Source organism: Paeniglutamicibacter quisquiliarum (assembly GCF_019084045.1).
GTDB lineage: Bacteria > Actinomycetota > Actinomycetes > Actinomycetales > Micrococcaceae > Paeniglutamicibacter > Paeniglutamicibacter quisquiliarum.
The window spans coordinates 67462-84604 of record NZ_JAHRED010000007.1 but is presented as its reverse complement, the minus strand read 5'-3'; the positions used below and the strand labels follow the sequence as shown (position 1 = coordinate 84604).

At 67.6% G+C, this 17143-nt stretch carries 17 protein-coding genes; 12 read left to right on the top strand and 5 right to left on the bottom strand.

The window, feature by feature from the left end; all coding sequences use genetic code 11:
* Positions 1-241: 241 nt before the first annotated feature.
* The gene (gene ggt / locus KRR55_RS13420; RefSeq protein WP_418888842.1) at positions 242-2071 is read right to left on the bottom strand and encodes a gamma-glutamyltransferase; all 1830 of its coding nucleotides are present in this window, start codon (positions 2069-2071) and stop codon (positions 242-244) included.
* A 155-nt stretch (positions 2072-2226) separates the two neighbouring features.
* Positions 2227-3444, bottom strand: a complete 1218-nt coding sequence (locus KRR55_RS13415; protein ID WP_217389602.1) for a hypothetical protein — start codon at positions 3442-3444, stop codon at positions 2227-2229.
* Positions 3445-3562: 118 nt separating this feature from the next.
* Between KRR55_RS13415 and rimP the strand changes: the two genes are divergently transcribed.
* From rimP to rbfA, 5 genes are all read left to right on the top strand, one after another.
* A complete protein-coding gene (gene rimP / locus KRR55_RS13410; RefSeq protein WP_217389600.1) occupies positions 3563-4141 on the top strand; it encodes a ribosome maturation factor RimP in 579 nt (192 codons plus the stop codon).
* A 1-nt stretch (position 4142) separates the two neighbouring features.
* The gene (gene nusA, locus KRR55_RS13405) at positions 4143-5117 is read left to right on the top strand and encodes a transcription termination factor NusA (protein ID WP_217389599.1); all 975 of its coding nucleotides are present in this window, start codon (positions 4143-4145) and stop codon (positions 5115-5117) included.
* A gap of 229 nt (positions 5118-5346) precedes the next feature.
* Entirely contained in the window at positions 5347-5676 is a 330-nt protein-coding gene (locus tag KRR55_RS13400) for a YlxR family protein (RefSeq protein ID WP_336245117.1), read from the top strand.
* A gap of 162 nt (positions 5677-5838) precedes the next feature.
* Positions 5839-8721, top strand: a complete 2883-nt coding sequence (gene infB, locus KRR55_RS13395; RefSeq protein WP_217389597.1) for a translation initiation factor IF-2 — start codon at positions 5839-5841, stop codon at positions 8719-8721.
* A 117-nt stretch (positions 8722-8838) separates the two neighbouring features.
* Entirely contained in the window at positions 8839-9273 is a 435-nt protein-coding gene (rbfA, locus tag KRR55_RS13390) for a 30S ribosome-binding factor RbfA (protein ID WP_217389595.1), read from the top strand.
* A gap of 103 nt (positions 9274-9376) precedes the next feature.
* Here rbfA and map read toward each other — a convergent pair whose 3' ends face one another.
* Positions 9377-10141, bottom strand: coding sequence for a type I methionyl aminopeptidase (gene map / locus KRR55_RS13385; protein WP_217389594.1), 765 nt, complete (start codon positions 10139-10141; stop codon positions 9377-9379).
* Between the two features lie 67 nt (positions 10142-10208).
* On the opposite strand from map, the gene KRR55_RS13380 reads away from it, so the two are divergent.
* Positions 10209-10511: a helix-turn-helix domain-containing protein gene (locus KRR55_RS13380; protein WP_217389593.1), complete on the top strand. Its 303-nt coding sequence runs from the start codon at positions 10209-10211 to the stop codon at positions 10509-10511.
* Positions 10512-10630: 119 nt separating this feature from the next.
* Here KRR55_RS13380 and KRR55_RS13375 read toward each other — a convergent pair whose 3' ends face one another.
* Entirely contained in the window at positions 10631-11728 is a 1098-nt protein-coding gene (locus tag KRR55_RS13375) for a ScyD/ScyE family protein (protein WP_217389592.1), read from the bottom strand.
* 476 nt (positions 11729-12204) lie between these two features.
* Here KRR55_RS13375 and truB point away from each other — a divergent pair, with 476 nt between their 5' ends.
* The 3 genes from truB (at position 12205) to KRR55_RS13360 (ending at position 14017) form a co-directional block, all read left to right on the top strand.
* Positions 12205-13083 (top strand): tRNA pseudouridine(55) synthase TruB, encoded by an 879-nt coding sequence (gene truB, locus KRR55_RS13370; protein WP_217389772.1) that lies wholly within the window; start codon positions 12205-12207, stop codon positions 13081-13083.
* A gap of 65 nt (positions 13084-13148) precedes the next feature.
* Positions 13149-13523, top strand: a complete 375-nt coding sequence (locus tag KRR55_RS13365; RefSeq protein ID WP_217389590.1) for a hypothetical protein — start codon at positions 13149-13151, stop codon at positions 13521-13523.
* Positions 13520-14017 (top strand): hypothetical protein, encoded by a 498-nt coding sequence (locus KRR55_RS13360; RefSeq protein ID WP_217389589.1) that lies wholly within the window; start codon positions 13520-13522, stop codon positions 14015-14017. The genes KRR55_RS13365 and KRR55_RS13360 overlap by 4 nt, the downstream gene beginning before the upstream one ends.
* 91 nt (positions 14018-14108) lie before the next feature.
* On the opposite strand, the gene KRR55_RS13355 is transcribed toward KRR55_RS13360, so the two are convergent.
* Positions 14109-14723, bottom strand: a complete 615-nt coding sequence (locus KRR55_RS13355; RefSeq protein ID WP_217389588.1) for a DUF937 domain-containing protein — start codon at positions 14721-14723, stop codon at positions 14109-14111.
* A 178-nt stretch (positions 14724-14901) separates the two neighbouring features.
* On the opposite strand from KRR55_RS13355, the gene KRR55_RS13350 reads away from it, so the two are divergent.
* The 3 genes from KRR55_RS13350 (at position 14902) to rpsO (ending at position 17083) form a co-directional block, all read left to right on the top strand.
* On the top strand, positions 14902-15849 hold the full coding sequence (locus KRR55_RS13350) for a bifunctional riboflavin kinase/FAD synthetase (protein WP_217389587.1): 948 nt from the start codon (positions 14902-14904) through the stop codon (positions 15847-15849).
* Positions 15842-16657, top strand: a complete 816-nt coding sequence (locus KRR55_RS13345; protein ID WP_217389586.1) for a class I SAM-dependent methyltransferase — start codon at positions 15842-15844, stop codon at positions 16655-16657. Before KRR55_RS13350 ends, KRR55_RS13345 begins: the two co-directional genes overlap by 8 nt.
* Positions 16658-16813: 156 nt before the next feature.
* Positions 16814-17083, top strand: coding sequence for a 30S ribosomal protein S15 (rpsO, locus tag KRR55_RS13340; RefSeq protein ID WP_217389585.1), 270 nt, complete (start codon positions 16814-16816; stop codon positions 17081-17083).
* The last annotated feature ends 60 nt before the right edge of the window (positions 17084-17143 follow it).

Below are 17143 nucleotides of genomic sequence, written 5' to 3'. Positions count from 1 at the left end.
TATCTGTGATCAGGGAGGTCTGATCACATAGCCGCTAATGTCGCCCCTTGTGAACGTGCCGCCAGGTTGGCAATGGGCGCAGCAAAAACCGGAGAGGGGGACTTCTTGTCTCTAATGCCAGCGGGGCGTAATTCCGAGGGCCGGAAACCACCCACAAATAGGTGCGGCTCCCCGATCACCCAACCGGCGTACCGGTTCGGTTCTCGGGGAGCCGTTCCTCGATGTGGGGGCCTTGCCGCCGTTAGCGCGTCGGCTTGAGCACCATGGCCGAGCCGCCGCCGCGGCGCGTCGGTTCGGCCGCCGCGGTCATCGTTCCGTCGGGTGCGAACTCGATGGCCTCGAGCGCGCCGATTTCCGCCTGCGGGGTGAATGAATCGCCGGCAGGCACGAATTCATGGCCGAGGGCCCGAAGCGCCGGTGCCTGGGACTCGATGAATTCCGGTTCCGCCGTGACCTTGGCCGTGTTGCGCTGGGAGGCGCGCGGTGCGGCAATCGCCTCGGGCAGGCTCATGCCCAGATCCACGCGGTTGACCAGGGTCTGCAGCACCGTGGTGATGATGGTCGATCCGCCCGGGGAGCCCAGGGCCAGCAACGGCTTGCCTTCGGAGAGCACGATGGTCGGGGACATCGAAGAGCGCGGACGCTTGCCCGGATCGATCCGGTTAGGGTCGGTCGGGTTGTACACGGTGGAGAAGTCGGTCAGCTCGTTGTTCAGCAGGAAGCCGCGTCCCGGGACGACGATGCCCGAACCGCCGGTCTGCTCGATGGTCAGCGTGTAGGAGACCACGTTGCCCTGCGCATCTGCCACGGACAGGTGGGTCGTGGAGTAGTTCTCGGTGTCAGTCTCCTCCGCCGGGGCGGCGGTGGTCGCCGGGCACAGCCCGTCGTAGTCCGCGACGTCGCCGGGGGCCACGGGCTTGTTGGCGGCCTGCCCGGGATCCAGCGCGCAGGCGCGCTCGGCGCCGAACAGGGCATCGGTCAGGCTGCCGGTGGGCACGTCCACGAACGCCGGGTCGCCCACGTACTTTCCCCGGTCGGCGAAGGACAGCGCGCTGGCCTCGAGGTAGTGGTGCATCGCGCCCGGGCCCTCCATGGCGGAGAGGTCGTAGTTGCCCAGGATGTTCAGTGCCTCGCCGACGGTGGTGCCGCCGCTGCTGGAGGGAGCCATGCCGTAGACCTCCAGCCCGCGATAGTCCACCTTGGTGGGTGCCTGGTTGAGAACCTCGTAGTCGGCGAGGTCCTGGGTGGAAAGGTGGCCGACCGGCACCGGGAGCTCGGTGTCCTCGGAGACGGGCGGGGCCTGGACGGCGTTCGCAATATCCTGCGCCAGCGCCCCGTGGTAGAAGGCCTCGACCCCGTCGCGGGCCAGCATCCGGTAGGTCTGGGCCAGCTCCGGGTTCTTCAGGATGCTGCCCACCTTCGGGGCATCGCCCCCGGGGAGGAAGAGCTCGGCGGTGGAGTCGAACGCGGCAAAGCGCTCCTGGTTGTCCAGCGTCTGTTCGCGGAAGGTCTCGTCCACCACGAAGCCGCGGGTGGCGGCCTTGATGGCCGGCTGCAGGGCCTGGCCGAGGCTGAGCGACCCCCAGTTCTCCAGCGCCTGCTGCCAGGTCGCCGCGGTGCCGGGCACTCCCACCGAGACGCCGCTGGTCACCAGCTCGGGGGTGAAGGGATAGGGGTTCCCGGTGGCGGGATCGATGAACGCGTCGTGCGGCATGGCCGCCGGTGCGGTTTCCCGTCCGTCAAGGGTGCTGACCTTTCCGGAGGCGGCGTCGTAGTAGACGAAGTAGCCGCCCCCGCCGATGCCGGCGCTGTAGGGCTCGGTGACGCCGAGGGTTGCTGCCGCGGCGACGGCGGCGTCCACCGCGTTGCCGCCCTTGCGCAGCACTGCCATGGCGGCCGCCGAGGCCTCGGCATCGACGGTGCTCACGGCCCCGCCGGTGCCGGTGGCGGTGGCCTGTTTTTCGGTTTGCCGCGGTTCTGCGGCGGCCGGGGCGGCGGTGACCGCCCCGGCGACGAGGGTGAGTGCGGCGGCGCAGGCCGAGGCATGAATGAATCTGCGTGACACAGGGATCTCCTTGGTGGCGGTGCGAGTGGGACACTGCCAACCTAAGACCCGGGCGTCAAAACCAAGGTCGTGACACGCCTCACGCGGCGGCGCGGCTTGCCGGGGGCCGAGCCGGGAAGCCGGAAGGTCCCCGCAAGGCCTGGCCAAGGAGGCTCTTGCCGCTAGGGTCCGGAAGACACGGGGGATTCGGTTGCCGCGCCCGTCACCGCTGCAGCGCCCTCCACCTGGGTGAAGTCAGGGGCAACCCCGGTGACCTGGCGGGCGTGGAGCGCCTGGGCCCAGGCGGCGTCCAGGAGGTATGCGCGTGCTTCTGCTTCCTGGGTCGCCGCGGCGTCGCGCAACAGCAGTGCCAGCTGCGCCTCTCCGCTGCGTGCCGCGTCCATCGGGTTTTCGATGGCGTCGGCCGGGAGCTGGTAGGCGGGCTGCCGCAGGGGAGCGCAGCCGAGTTCGGCAGCAAACTGGCTTTCCACGGCCTTCGCGAAGTCCACCAGCATCGCGGACCTGTTCCAGGCGGCGGTGCGCAGCCCGGCGCTGGTCCGTGCCCCGGCGACGTCGTAGGCGTAGCCCATCCGGTAGGCGGCATCTGCAACGCCGGCCAGCAGCCGGCCCGAATCCGCCGCCTCGCTTTGCGTGGGTGCGGGGGAGGGGCAGCCGGAGACGGTGAACGCGGGCATCTGGGCCAGCACGGCCGGGCTGGTGGTGGCCCCGCCGGCGGCGGGAGTGGATTCGGCCGCGGATTCCTGAGCCGAGCCGGACGCGGTTGCCGGCGCCTGCTCACCGGTGCCGCGGGGCGCCGGCAGGGCGTCGATCTCCGCCTGCGTTGCCCCGGAGGCGGAGAGCACGGTGCGGGCCTGTAACAACAGCTCCAGGCCGGCCCCGGAGAGCCTGCGGGCCTCCTGCCCGGGGGCGCCGAGAGACTGTGTCAGCAGGGCGCTGCCGGTCTGGGCCAGGCGCAGGGAAAACTCGGCCGGGGTCGGCGGGGTGGCCGCGGAGGGTCCGGCGGAGGTCTCGGAGGCCGTCGGGGCCTCCGGGATTCGGGGTGTGAGTAAATCGACATGCTCCGACAGCATGGTGCCGCTGCCCTGCAGCGCGACGGCCAATGGGGCACCGCCGGAGGCGCCCGGGCCCTCGATCATGAGGTTCAGTGCATCGAGCAGGACCGGCAGTTCGGCGGCCGGGTCAGGGGCTTCCCGGAGCACCGGTTCGGTGCCCAGGATTCCCTGCCATGTAGGGGATTCGCGGTTCAGGTAGACAGCTGTGCCCAGGGTCCCGGCGGCCACGGCAAGAGCCGCCGCCAACGCCAGCAGGGCGCGCCTGGCGCCGCTGCGGCGGGGGCGGGGGGAAACACGATCACTGGGGTCCTGGGGGTGCTGATCCATCACCTTGATCATCCCATGGACCGGGGCAGGGGGTGGCCCGCGAAGGATCGGGCAGACGGATGGCACCAAAAGTCGCTACCCTAGGATTCACAACATCGAATAATGTGGGAGGACTTTCATGACCGGCAAGCCGGCAGACATCCAGCTCGAGGCGGCCCGCCTCACCGAACTACTGGAGCCCACCGTCGCCTCCCACCAGCTGGTGCTTGAAGAAGTCGAGGTCCGCCGTGTCGGGGACCAGCGCATCGTGCACGTGGTGGTCGACGCTACCGAGGGCACCGAGGGAATCCTGCTCGACCAGGTCGCCGAGGTCTCCCGCTCGATTTCCGAGGCCCTGGACAAGGACCCGCACGACACCTCTGACCCCTATGAGCTTGAGGTTTCCTCGCCCGGAACCTCCCGCCCGCTGACCCTGCCGCGCCACTGGCGCCGCAACGTCGGGCGCATGGTCAAGGTCAACGTGATCGGCGAGGACAACCTACTCGGCCGCCTGATGGAGGTCGACGACGCGGGAATCACCATCGTGCCGGAGATCGCGGTGAAGAAGGGCATGAAGCCCAAGGTCGGCGAACCCCGCAGCATTGAATTTGGATCCATCCGCCGCGGCAACGTCGAGGTGGAGTTCTCCCGTGCCGAGAGCGCGGACCTGACTGAACTAGAACTTGACGACGAAGACGACGAAAACGTGGAGGCCTGAGTTGGACATTGATATGAGCGCGCTGCGCATGCTCGAAAAAGAGCGGGAAATTCCTCTCGAGGTGCTGATCCCCACCATTGAGCAGGCCCTGCTCATTGCCTACCAGAAGTCCCCGGGTGCGATGCCGCAGGCACGCGCCGAGGTCGACCGCCGCAACGGCCACGTGACGATCTTCGCCACCGAGACCGAGGAAGACGGCACCGTGGTCGGCGAGTTCGACGACACCCCCACCGGGTTCGGCCGCATCGCCGCCTCCACCGCACGCCAGATCATCCTGCAGCGCCTGCGCGACGCCGAGGACGACAACGTCGTGGGCGAGTTCAAGAACAAGATCGGCGAGATCGTCTCCGGACAGATCCAGCAGGGCAACAACCCGATCATGGTCCAGGTGAACCTGGGAACCGTGGAGGCCCTGCTGCCGCCACCGGAGCAGGTGCCGGGCGAGAAGTACACCCACGGCAACCGCATCCGCTGCTACGTGGTGGACGTGAACCGCGGCCCCAAGGGCCCGGCAGTGACCCTGTCGCGTTCGCACCCGAACCTGGTCCGCCGGCTCTTCGAGCTCGAGGTCCCGGAGATCGCCGACGGCGCCGTGGAAATCATCGCCCTGGCCCGCGAAGCCGGCCACCGCACCAAGATCGCCGTGCAGGGCAACATCCCGGGCGTCAACGCCAAGGGTGCCTGCATCGGTGAAATGGGTTCGCGCGTGCGCGCCGTCATGACCGAGCTGAACGACGAGAAGATCGACATCGTCGACTTCAACGAGGACCCGGCGAAGTTCATCGCCTCGGCACTGTCCCCGTCGAAGGTCGTCTCGGTGACCATCACGGATGAGTCGACCCGCTCGGCCCGCGTCGTGGTCCCTGACTACCAGCTCTCGCTGGCCATCGGCAAGGAAGGGCAGAACGCCCGCCTGGCCGCCAAGCTCACCGGCTGGCGCATCGACATCATCTCGGACGCGGTCGACGCCAACTAGCAACACCGGGTTCAGGGGCCGTCGCGCCCCGCGACAGGCAGGCACCGCCTCGGTGCCTGCCTCTCGCGGGCCGGCGGCCCTTTGCGTGCCCCGAACCCCGGCCCGAGGGGGAGTGGACTGTGATCGATTCGAGTGGTCCACGGCACGCTCCACGGATTGACGAAACGCGCTAGACTTGTCTGTGGTCCACTATGCATCGTGGTAAATCAATGTCGGAAGAAGAACCAACGTGTCATTGCAGCAACAGCCGCAGCGCACGTGCATTGGTTGCCGGATGGTGGCGGACCAGAACCAGCTGAGGCGCTGGGTGTTGAAGGCACAGGACGGCAAGTCCGTTCCCGTGCCGGATCCCACCCGGAACCTCCCCGGGCGGGGTGCATGGCTGCACCCGAACCCGGAATGTGCCCAACGCGCCGTGCAACGCGGGGCATTCGCGCGGTCCTTTCGGACCAACGTGGATGTTTCCGCACTTGTGGCGGAGTCGAGGGCCAAGGTCAGGACCCAACCTGGGAAACCGGCCTTCACAAACGTCCAACCTGAAAGCGGGTCAGAAATCTGATGGAAACCCGATGAGTTCCAAGCGATGAGCGCCTAACGATGATGAATCGGTTATGCGTCGCAGCGCCTGTGGCATCCGTTTTGGATGCTGGGCTAGACAGCAAACGTTGGTTCGTGCCAAAGACTTTTTAAGAAGTGGCGCGGACCTTCAGACAGGAGAAATGTGGCTAAGGTCCGCGTACACGAGCTCGCCAAAGAGCTCGGAATCACTTCAAAGGATGCAGTTGCAAAACTGCAGGAAATGGGCGAATTCGTCCGTTCCGCATCCTCAACCATCGAGGCACCGGTAGTGCGCAAGTTGCGCTCCGCGTTCCCGAACGCTGCTCCGGCAGCACCCAAGGCAGCACCGGCAGCCAATGCCCCGGCCGCAGCTCCGGCCGCCCCGGCAACCCCGGGCGCCACCGCACCGAAGCCGGCCGGCACCACCCCGGCCCCGGCAGCCGCAGAGGCACCCGCTGCCTCCGCACCTGCCGATTCGGCTCCGGCGGCACCGGCAGCCTCGGCTCCGGCCGCCCCGCGCCCGGGTGCCAAGCCCGGCGCCCCGCGTCCGGGCAACAACCCGTTCTCCTCCCAGCAGGGCATGCGCCCGACCGGTGAGAACGCACGTCCCGAGCGCACCGAGCGTACGGACCGCCCCGAGCGTTCCGCAGCTCCCCGTCCGGGTGCCAAGCCCGGCGGACCGCGTCCGGGCAACAACCCGTTCGCATCCCAGCAGGGCATGCGCGCTTCCGGCCCCGGCGCCGGAGGCCCCCGTCCGGGCGGTCCCCGCCCGGGTGGCCCGCGTCCCCCGGCAGGTGCCGGCGGTCCGCGTCCCGCAGCAGGTGCCGGCGGTCCCCGCCCGGCAGGTGCCGGTGGATCACGTCCGGGCGCCCCGCGTCCGGCCGGTGCCCCCGGTGCAGGCCCGCGCACCCCGGGAGGCGCTCGCGCAACTCCCGGCATGATGCCCAACCGCACCGAACGTCCGGCTCCGGCCGGTGGACGTCCGGCAGCGGGCGGCCGCGGTGGCCCGGCACGTCCGGGTGGCGCACCGGGCGCCGGCGGAGCTCCGGGAGCAGCCGGTGGCGGCGGCGGTTACAAGGGCGGCGGCGGTCCCAACCGCGGTCGCGGTGGAACCCAGGGTGCCTTCGGCAAGGGCGGCGCAGGCCGCGGCAAACAGCGCAAGTCCAAGCGCGCAAAGCGCCAGGAACTTGAGCAGATGAGCGCTCCGTCGCTGGGCGGCGTCAGTGTGCCCCGCGGCAACGGCTCGACCGAGGTTCGCCTCCGTCGTGGCTCGTCGATCACCGACTTCGCCGACAAGATCAACGCCAACCCGGCAGCACTGGTCACCGTGCTCTTCCACCTGGGCGAAATGGCCACGGCCACGCAGTCCCTGGATGAGGCAACCTTTGACGTCCTGGGTGCCGAGCTCGGCTACGTCGTCACCGTCGTGTCCCCCGAGGACGAAGAGCGCGAACTGCTCGCCTCGTTCTCGATCGACTTCGACGCCGAGCTTGAGGCCGAGACCGAGGACATGCTTGAAGCACGTCCGCCGGTGGTCACCATCATGGGTCACGTTGACCACGGTAAGACCCGCCTGCTCGATGCGATCCGCAAGTCCAACGTCATCGAGGGCGAAGCCGGCGGCATCACCCAGCACATCGGTGCGTACCAGATCCACCACATCCACGAGGAAATCGATCGCGCGATCACCTTCATTGACACCCCGGGCCACGAGGCGTTCACCGCCATGCGTGCACGTGGTGCCAAGGTGACCGACATCGCCGTGCTCGTGGTTGCAGCGGACGACGGCGTCATGCCGCAGACCGTTGAAGCCCTGAACCACGCCAAGGCCGCCGGTGTCCCGGTTGTCGTGGCAGTGAACAAGGTCGACAAGGACGCGGCAAACCCGGACAAGGTCAAGGGCCAGCTGGCCGAATACGGCCTGGTCCCGGAGGAATACGGTGGCGACACCATGTTCGTCCACGTCTCGGCGCTGCAGAAGATCGGCATCGACGAGCTGCTTGACGCGGTTCTGCTGACCGCCGACGCCGCGCTGGACATGCGTGCCAACCCGGACAAGGACGCCCGCGGCATCGCCATCGAGGCGAACCTGGACAAGGGCCGCGGTGCGGTTGCGACCGTGCTGGTCCAGTCCGGAACCCTGGCCGTCGGCGACACCATCGTTGCCGGCACCGCACACGGCCGCGTGCGTGCCATGTTCGACGAGAACGGCGAGAACCTCGACGTTGCACTGCCCTCGCGCCCGGTCCAGGTCCTCGGCCTGTCCTCGGTGCCGCGTGCAGGCGACACCTTCCTGGTGACCGACGACGAGCGCACCGCCCGCCAGATCGCCGAGAAGCGCGAAGCAGCGGACCGCAACGCGGCCCTGGCCAAGCGTCGCAAGCGCATCACCCTGGAAGACTTCGACCAGGCTGTTGCCGACGGCAAGATCGACACCCTCAACCTCATCCTCAAGGGTGACGTTTCCGGTGCCGTGGAAGCCCTGGAGGATTCGCTGCTCAAGATCGACGTGGGCGAGGGCGTGCAGCTGCGCGTCATCCACCGCGGCGTTGGCGCCATCACCCAGAACGACGTCAACCTGGCGACCGTTGACAATGCCATCATCATTGGCTTCAACGTCAAGCCCGCGGAGCGCGTTGCGGACATGGCCGACAAGGAGGGCGTCGACATGCGCTTCTACTCGGTCATCTACGGCGCCATCGATGACATCGAACTGGCACTGAAGGGCATGCTGAAGCCGGAATACGAGGAGGCCCAGCTGGGCACCGCGGAGGTCCGCGAGGTCTTCCGTTCCTCGAAGTTCGGCAACATCGCCGGCTCGATCGTCCGCTCGGGCACCATCCGCCGAAACACCAAGGCACGCGTCCTGCGCGATGGCAAGGTCATCGGCGAGGGCCTCACCGTGGATTCGCTCAAGCGGTTCAAGGACGACGCCACCGAGGTCCGCGAGGGCTTCGAATGTGGTATCGGCCTGGGCTCGTTCAACGACGTCAAGGACGGCGACACGATCGAGACCTACGAGATGCGCGAAAAGCCGCGCGCTTAATCATTATCAAGCGCTGCTAATCGACGGTGGGGGGCCGCAACCGCACAGGGTTGCGGCTCCCCGCCGTCGAAGCGCATTAACCGGCACCCTTCGCGGGTGCCGAGAAAAGGAGTGAACGTGGCTGACTCAGCTCGCGCCGCAAAACTGGCCCAACGCATCAAGGTGGTCGTTGCCCAGGCCCTGGGCAAGGCCGTCAAGGATCCGCGCGTGGAGGCCATCACGGTCACCGATGCGCGCGTGACCAACGACCTGCAGCACGCAACGATCTACTACACGGTCTTCGGCGACGACGAAGCGAAGTCCGACGCCGCTGCCGCCCTGGAGAAGTCCAAGGGCGTCCTGCGCAAGGAGGTCGGCAAGAACGTGACAGTTCGCCTGACCCCGACCCTGGAATTCGTTGCCGACGAGATTCCCGTCAACGCCTCGAACCTCGAGGCGCTGCTGCGCGTCGCCAAGGCCAAGGACGCCGAGGTTGCCGCACTGGCGGCCGGCAAGAACTTCGCCGGCGACGCGGACCCGTACAAGCACGACGAGGAAGAGGAAGACGACTAACCCTCGTTCCCCCTTCTTTCGGAATAAATGAGGCCGTCAGGTCTTCCGCCCCGGGGCGGAAGACCTGACGGCCTTGTTGTTGTGCCCTGCGGGGCGCCGGGACCTAAAGGGTCAGGATGCGCGGGCCGTCCTCGGTGATCGCGATGGTGTGTTCGGAGTGTGCCGTGCGGGCGCCGGTGGCGCTCCTCAGCGTCCAGCCGTCGGCGTCGGTGACGAGCTTGTCGGTGTCCGCCATGACCCAGGGCTCGATGGCCAGCAGCAGGCCCGGGCGAAGCTTGTAGCCGCGGCCCGGGCGGCCAATGTTGGCGATGTGGGGATCCTGGTGCATGCTCGATCCCACGCCGTGGCCGCCGAACTCCAGGTTGACGCTGTATCCGGCAGCGGTCAGGACGGTTCCGATGGCGTGGGAGATGTCCCCGATGCGGGCGCCGGGGTTGGCCGCGGCGATGCCGGCATCCAGGGCCTGCCGGGTTGCCTTGATCATCTTGGCATCGGAGGGGCTGGAGGATGTTCCGACGGTGAAGCTGATCGCGGCGTCGGTGACGATCCCGTTGAGGGACGCGGCGAAGTCGAGCGTCAGCAGGTCGCCGTTCCTCAGGGAATAATCGTGGGGCAATCCGTGGAGCACCGCGTCGTTGACCGAGGTGCAGATGAAGTGGCCAAATGGTCCGCTGCCGAAGGAGGGCGCGTAGTCGATGTAGCACGAACGGGCGCCCGCCGCCTTGATCATTTCCCCGGCCCAAGAATCGATTTCCAGCAGGTTGGTGCCCACCTTGACCCGCTTTTTGATGCCTTGGAGAACCGAGGCTATGAAGGCCCCGCTTTCCGTGGCGCGCTCAAGTTCGGCTGGGCTGAAAATTTCGATCATGGGCTGTTCCTCTCGCGGCCTCCAATAACAATACCGGTAATACTATACCGGTACTATCATTGGACTCATGGTCAGACTTCCACTCACTCCCGCCGAAATCGAACGCGGCCAGCAACTCGGCGCCATCCTGCGCCGGGCGCGCACCGATCGATCCATGTTCGAGGTGGCCGTGGCCGCCGACATCTCGCCGGAGACCCTTCGCAAGATCGAAACCGGTCGCGTGGCCACGCCCTCCTTCTCCACCATTGCGGCCATCGCAGGGGTGCTCGGACTCTCGCTCGACGAGGTGTGGTCTGCCATCAGCCGGCCGCCGCAATCGGCCGGGCTCGATAATCCGCCGGATCGGCAGCCGGAACGCCTGGCATCCTGACTTTTTTGAAACGGCCCAAACGCGTCCAAACGCGGGCAAACCCCGGGCGGGAATCCCGATGTGAACGGGTCCCCGCCCGGGGTCGCCTCATTTCCCCGGGAATGGCCGGGGCTGATTGACTACTTGAGGGTCGCTGTCACCAGCTTGCCCGAAGGGGTCAGGGCCTCGGTGCTGGCTATCAGCTTGTTGTTGCGGATCTCTACATCGCTGGCCATCATGGCCGGGAGCACGGTTACCCCGTGGCCGTTGACGATCTTGGCCACGCCGCCGCCGAAGAGCTCTGCCACATAGACGTTGCCGCGCTTGTCCAGGGCAATGCCCGTGGGCGCGCTGAGTCCGGTGGCCACGGTCTGGGTCTTCTTGGTCAGCAGGTTCATCTTGTAGACCTTGCCCCTGGAGAGGGACTCGCCCGGAACCCCGGGCAACACGGTGTAGTACATCCAGTTTCCCTTGACCGTGATGTCGGTGGGAACGGGCTGTGCCCAGTAGGTGAGTCCGAGCATGCAGTCCGGGACCGTGATGCCCATTTCCCCTGCAGCTTCCCGCACCGCCTCGGTGATGGCGACGGGTTCGGCGGGAAGCACCTTGACGAGGGAAACCTTGCCCTGGTTGTTCACGTTCAGGATCGTGTTCGCCCCGGCATCGCCGACGTAGACGCCGTTGCGTGCCGGGAGGCTGGAGAACGGGTGCGAGTAGAGCTCGCCCATGGAACGCATCTCCGGCGCCTGCGCCAGGCAGCTGGCTGAGGCGTCCCGGACCCCGTACACGGTCCGGGCGTCGGGATCGTGCGTCTTCTCAAACTCCAGCAGGTCGGCGATCGTGCGGGTCTTGCCCTTCTTGTCGATGGACTTCAGCAGCGCGGGAGTCGCCCCGCTGGGCGGTTCCTCGCCGGTGGCCCCGGCATTCTCGAAGTAGTAGGTGGTGCCGCGGGCGTGGGAGACGCCGACGATTTCCTTGCCCGGGGCATTGACCAGGGTGGTCTTGGCGCCGGTGGGGGAGACGGAGGTGACCTTGCCGGCGAATGCCTCGGCAACGAGGATGCTGCCTTCCGGTCCGAAGGCGACCTTCAACGGGCCGCCGAACCCTTGGGCAAGTGTCTTGACGTTGGTGATGGACGGTGCCGGCTGGCGGTCCTTGGTGGCATGGGCGGGGGCGACGCTGAGCGTCACCGTCATGGCCGAGGCAGCGGCTACCGCCGCGAGTGCGCGAAACTTCATGCTGTGGATCCTTTTCAAGAGAACTGGACGTGCCGCGTCGTTGCGGAGCGTGGACTATTGAACCGGCTCGTTTTCTCCGTGCGCCATGGCCCCAAGTTGTTTCGATTTGGCCGTGCCCGCCGGTGCCGCCGTGAGGCAACGCCGGCGGCTGGCGAATGGCGCCGACGGGAAATGGACGAGTGGATGCCGTATACACGGGACGAGGGTGTTGGCGCCCCAGCTACACCTTGCCCGACACAGATGATCCGGCCGTGGCCAGACACCCAGAACGCTAGGGGCAGCGCAGGGGGAAGTCAATGGCGTGCACTGTCTTCCTTACCGATGGCGCGCGGGCAAGCACTAGCGGCCGGGAAGGGATCCATGGGGGATAGCTTGCGCACATTGCCACCGTGTCCGTGCGGCCCGGGAAATTGCCCCCAGGGAACCGGCCTATACTGGAGGGCGTGAAAACAGCCGCGCAGAACCCCACGGAACCCATTGGCTCAGGCCTGGTCATTGTCGACAAACCGCAGGGTTGGACGAGCCATGACGTGGTGGGGCGCACGCGCCGGCTGGCGGGCACCCGCAAGGTCGGACACGCAGGCACCCTGGACCCGATGGCCACCGGCGTGCTGGTGCTGGGCATCAACAAGGCCACACGCCTGCTGACCTACATCGTGGGCGCCAACAAGACCTACACCGCCACCATCCGCCTGGGGGAGTCGACGATCACCGACGACGCCGAGGGCGAGATCGTGCAGGCGCGGATCGCCGCCGCCGTCACCGAGGAACAGATCCATGCCTCAATCGCCAGGCTCACCGGCCCGATCGAGCAGGTGCCTTCCTCCGTCAGTGCCATCAAGGTCAACGGGGAACGCTCCTACGCCCGGGTTCGCGCCGGGGAGGAAGTCAAGCTTGCCGCCCGCCCGGTGACCATCCACCGTTTCGAGGTCCACGACATCCGCCGCGAACGCGGCGGCAAGGTGCTGGACATCGACGTGACAGTCGAATGTTCCTCGGGCACCTACATCCGGGCACTGGCCCGCGACCTGGGTGAGGACCTCGCGGTCGGCGGCCACCTGACCGCGCTGCGCCGCACCGAGGTCGGACCCTACACCCTGGACAGGGCCCGCACGCTGGAACAGCTGGCCAAGGACTTCGAGTACCTGCCGCTGGAGAAGGCCGCCGATGCCCTGTTCCCGCGCCGGGACCTGAGCGAGCACGAGCGCTCCGAGCTCTCCTTTGGCCGGCGGATCGGCGTGAACGAGAGCGAGGAGACGACCGCGGCCTTTGCCCCGGACGGCACCCTGGTGGCGCTGCTGAAGAACAAGGGCGAGAATGCCAGGCCCGAACTGGTGTTTGCCCCCGCGTCCTAGGGTTGGCGCGCCGGGACGAGCCGGTGGCCGAGTGAATGAACAACTTCTAAGGGGTAACTTCCGCCGTGATCGTTGACGGATTCTTTATAGCCGGGGCCATTCTCTGCGCCGTGGCGGTGCTGCTGGGCGTGGTGGCGACCATCATCCGCACCTACCCGGACGACTTTGCCCTGGTGTCGGTGGCGCTGCTGGAGGTGTTCCTGGTCGTCTACGGGATCGCCGCCGCAATCCGCCAGGCCGGGGGACAGGTGATCAGCGGGGAACCCTGGGAGTTCTGGGGCTACTTGCTCACCGCACTGCTGATCCCGGCGCTGGCCTTCATCTGGGCGGTCACCGACAAGTCGCGGTACTCGAACACGGTGCTGGCGGTCTCCGGGGCGATCGTCTTTGTCATGCTGTACAGGATGGAACAAATTTGGGACGGAGCACTGCCGGCATGAGCGAGCAGCGAAAGAACACGGCGAAGCGTTCGCGCATTGCCGACGCGGCGACCCGCAGCGCGGGAAAAAAGCAGCGCTCCAACGGCGGGCGCAGCTCCGGGCTGGGCCGGATCATCATCGCTGTCTACGGGGTGCTGGCACTCTCGGCCACGGTCCGTGCCGTCTACCAGATCCTGATGGACTTCTCCGAGGCACCGCTGGCCTACCTGCTCAGCGCCCTGGCCGGGCTGGTCTACATCGTGGCGACCCTCGCGATGGCCTCCAAGCGCCCGGGCAGCTGGAGGCTGTCCTGGTACGCGGTGCTCTTTGAGCTCATTGGCGTCTTGGTGGTCGGGACGCTGAGCTTCGCGTTGCCGAGCCTCTTTGCCCACCCTGCCGTCTGGTCCCACTTCGGCTCCGGCTACGGCTACGTGCCCCTGGTGCTGCCGCTGATCGGCCTCTGGTGGCTGGGCCGCCACCGCATGAATGACGGGCAAGCGCAGCCCGCGGCCTGATTCCAGACATCCACAAGGAGCCGGATTTCCCCCGCCCCTGCCACTGGGGCGGTGTGCGGGAAATCCGGCTCCGGTGTTGGTGGCCGTAGGGCTACTTCTTGCCGAAGAGCCCGCCGAGGATTCCTCCGAGGTCAAGGCCCCCGGGAGCCTGGCCCTGCTGGGGCTGTTGCTGCTGCGTGCTTCCGCCGCCGAAGAGCCCGCCCAGGATCCCGCCGAGGTCAAGGCCACCGGGCTGCTGCCCGGCTGCCGGGCCCTGCCCGCCGAGCATGCCGCCCAGGAGGCCTCCCAGCCCGCCCTGCGAGGAGGAAAGCTTTTTGGCCAGGAACGACATGACGATCGGCGCCAGGATCGGCAGGGCCTTCTGCACCAGCGCGCCCAGGTCCACGCCGCCCGGTGCCGCACCGCTGAGCTGGGCGGTCAGCGCCGACTGGTTCTCACCCAGTGAATGCTGCACGATCTTCTGCCCGTCTTCGGTGTCCACCGCGTCGATGTCCACGCCGCCGTCCAGGAACTTCGCGTCGTGTTGGGCAATGGCCGTGGCCAGGGCGTCCTCGCCTTCGGGGGAGGCGGCGTTGTTTTGCAGCCCCGCCAGCAGCGAGGGAAGTGCCGTCGCGGCGGTGGCGCGGGCGGTCTGGGCATCGACGCCGAGCTTCGCGCCCAGCTGGTCAAGGGGGATCAGGTCAAGCAGTTCATTCAGGTCGGCCATCTGGAGCTCCTTGTGATTGGCGGGCCGGACGGAATTGTGGCCCTGCGCCCATCCTATGGTGCACGCCACGTCAATGGGCGGAGGGGGGACGCAGGAATCGGCACTTGGCGTATTTGTCGTTCATAATGGTAATGGCCGGTCTCAAGGCGGCCGCCAGGATCACCAGCGAAGGAGCAACGTGCACTATTGGAAAGGCCTCGAAGCCGTCCCGCCCGGCATCGGCCCGTCGGTAGTGACCATCGGCAACTTCGACGGCGTCCACCGCGGGCACCGCGAGGTGCTCGCCGCCGTGGTGGCCACCGCCAGGGAGCGCAACGCCAGGGCGGTTGCCATCAGCTTCGATCCGCACCCCTCCCAGGTGCACCGCCCCGATGACGCACCCGAACTCATCATGGGCCTTGAGGACCGCATCGAGACCCTCGCCGAGGAGGGCCTCGACGGCCTGCTCATGATCCGCTACACCCTTGACTTCGCCCGGGCCACCGCCGAGGAATTCGTTGCCAAGGTCATCGTGGGCGCGCTCAACGCCTGCACCGTGGTGGTGGGCCACGACGTGCGCTTCGGGCGCGAGAACTCCGGGGACTTCGACACCATGGTCGAACTCGGCAAGCAATACGGCTTTGACGTCGTCGGCGTCGAGGACGTGGGCGAGCACCGCCGCTGGTCCTCCACCTGGGTGCGCGAGGCACTGAACCGCGGCGAGGTCGCCACGGCCGCCCAGATCCTGGGCCGCCCGCACCGGATGCGCGGCGAGGTCGTGCACGGCGCGGCACGCGGCCGCGAACTCGGATTCCCCACCGCCAACCTCGACCCCTCGGCCTCGGGCATCATCCCCGCCGACGGCGTCTACGCCGGCTGGCTGGTCGACGAGGCGCAGGTGCGCTGGCCGGCGGCCATTTCCGTGGGCTCGAACCCCACCTTTGAGGGCGTCAGCCGCCAGGTAGAGGCCCACGTGATCGACCGCCCGGCCGAGGGCGTGGAGGACTTCGACCTCTACGGCCAGCAGGTTGCCGTGGAATTCGTGGAGCACCTGCGCCCGATGGTGGCCTACCGGGGCATCGAGGCCCTGATTGAACAGATGCGCGAGGACGTCGCACGCACCCGTACCGTCCTGCTTGATGCCTGATTCGGGCCCCGGGACCACCGGGGCAACACCGCGCCCGGTTCCCGGGCTGCCCGCCCGCGCCTTCACGATGGACTCCAAGCGCCGCCGGGAACTGGCCAGGGCCTTCAAGGCCGGGGGAGCGCACTACGATGCCGTGCGCCCGAATTACCCGGATGCAGCGCTGGACTTCATGGTCCCCGCGACCGCCCGCGACGCCGTGGACGTGGGGGCAGGCACCGGGATCTTCACCGCGCAGCTGCTGGGCCGCGGGCTGAAGGTCGGTGCCGTGGAACCCTCCGACGACATGCTCGACGTGCTCCGCAGCCGCCTGCCCGAGGTCACGGCCGTCGCCGGGACCGGGGAAGACACCGGGCTGGACGATTCCAGCGCGGACGTCATCACCTACGCGCAGGCCTGGCACTGGGTGGACCCGAAGGCCGCCAGCGCCGAGGCGGCCCGCGTGCTGCGCCCCGCCGGGCAATTGTCCCTGGTCTGGAACCAGCTTGATGTCTCGGTGTCCTGGGTGCACCGCCTGGCACGGATCATGCATGCCGGGGACGTGCACCGCCCGGATTTCGTCCCGCCGCTGGGCCCGGAGTTCCACGCCCCCGAATCCGGGGCCTGGACCTGGGAGCAGCCGTTGATCGGGGAACAGGTCATCGCGCTGGCCAAGTCCCGCAGCTACTACCTGCGCGCGGGAGCAGCGACCCGGGCGCGGGTCGAGCACAACCTGTCCTGGTACCTCTACGACCACCTGGGCCACACGCCGGGGGAGCCGTTCGCGCTGCCCTACCTCACCCACGCCTGGCGGGCCCGGCTGCGCAGCTAGCGTTCACGCGGGCGAACCATGTGGCGTGGGTCGCAAGGGTGCCGGGGGCGGGCATCCGTTTGCTAGACTTATCTGCGGTGCCCGCTGCAGTCCGCGGTTGCGAGTGCACCTGCCGGCAACGGTGTTTTGAAACGCGGTACAACTCTAGGAGTTATTGTGGCATTAGACGCCGCTGTCAAGCAGGAAATCATGAAGGCCTACGCCACCAGCGAAGGCGACACCGGTTCCCCCGAGGTCCAGATCGCCGTGATGTCGCGCCGCATCCTGGATCTGACGGAGCACCTGAAGATGCACAAGCATGACCACCACACCCGCCGCGGCCTGATGGCCCTGGTTGGTCGTCGTCGTCGTATGCTTGCGTACCTCAAGGGTGCCGACATCGAGCGTTACCGTACGCTGATCGAGCGCCTCGGCCTGCGTCGCTAGTCGTTAGCACTAGGTTTGATTGAAATTCCCCGGTTCCCGTCACAGGGCGCCGGGGAATTT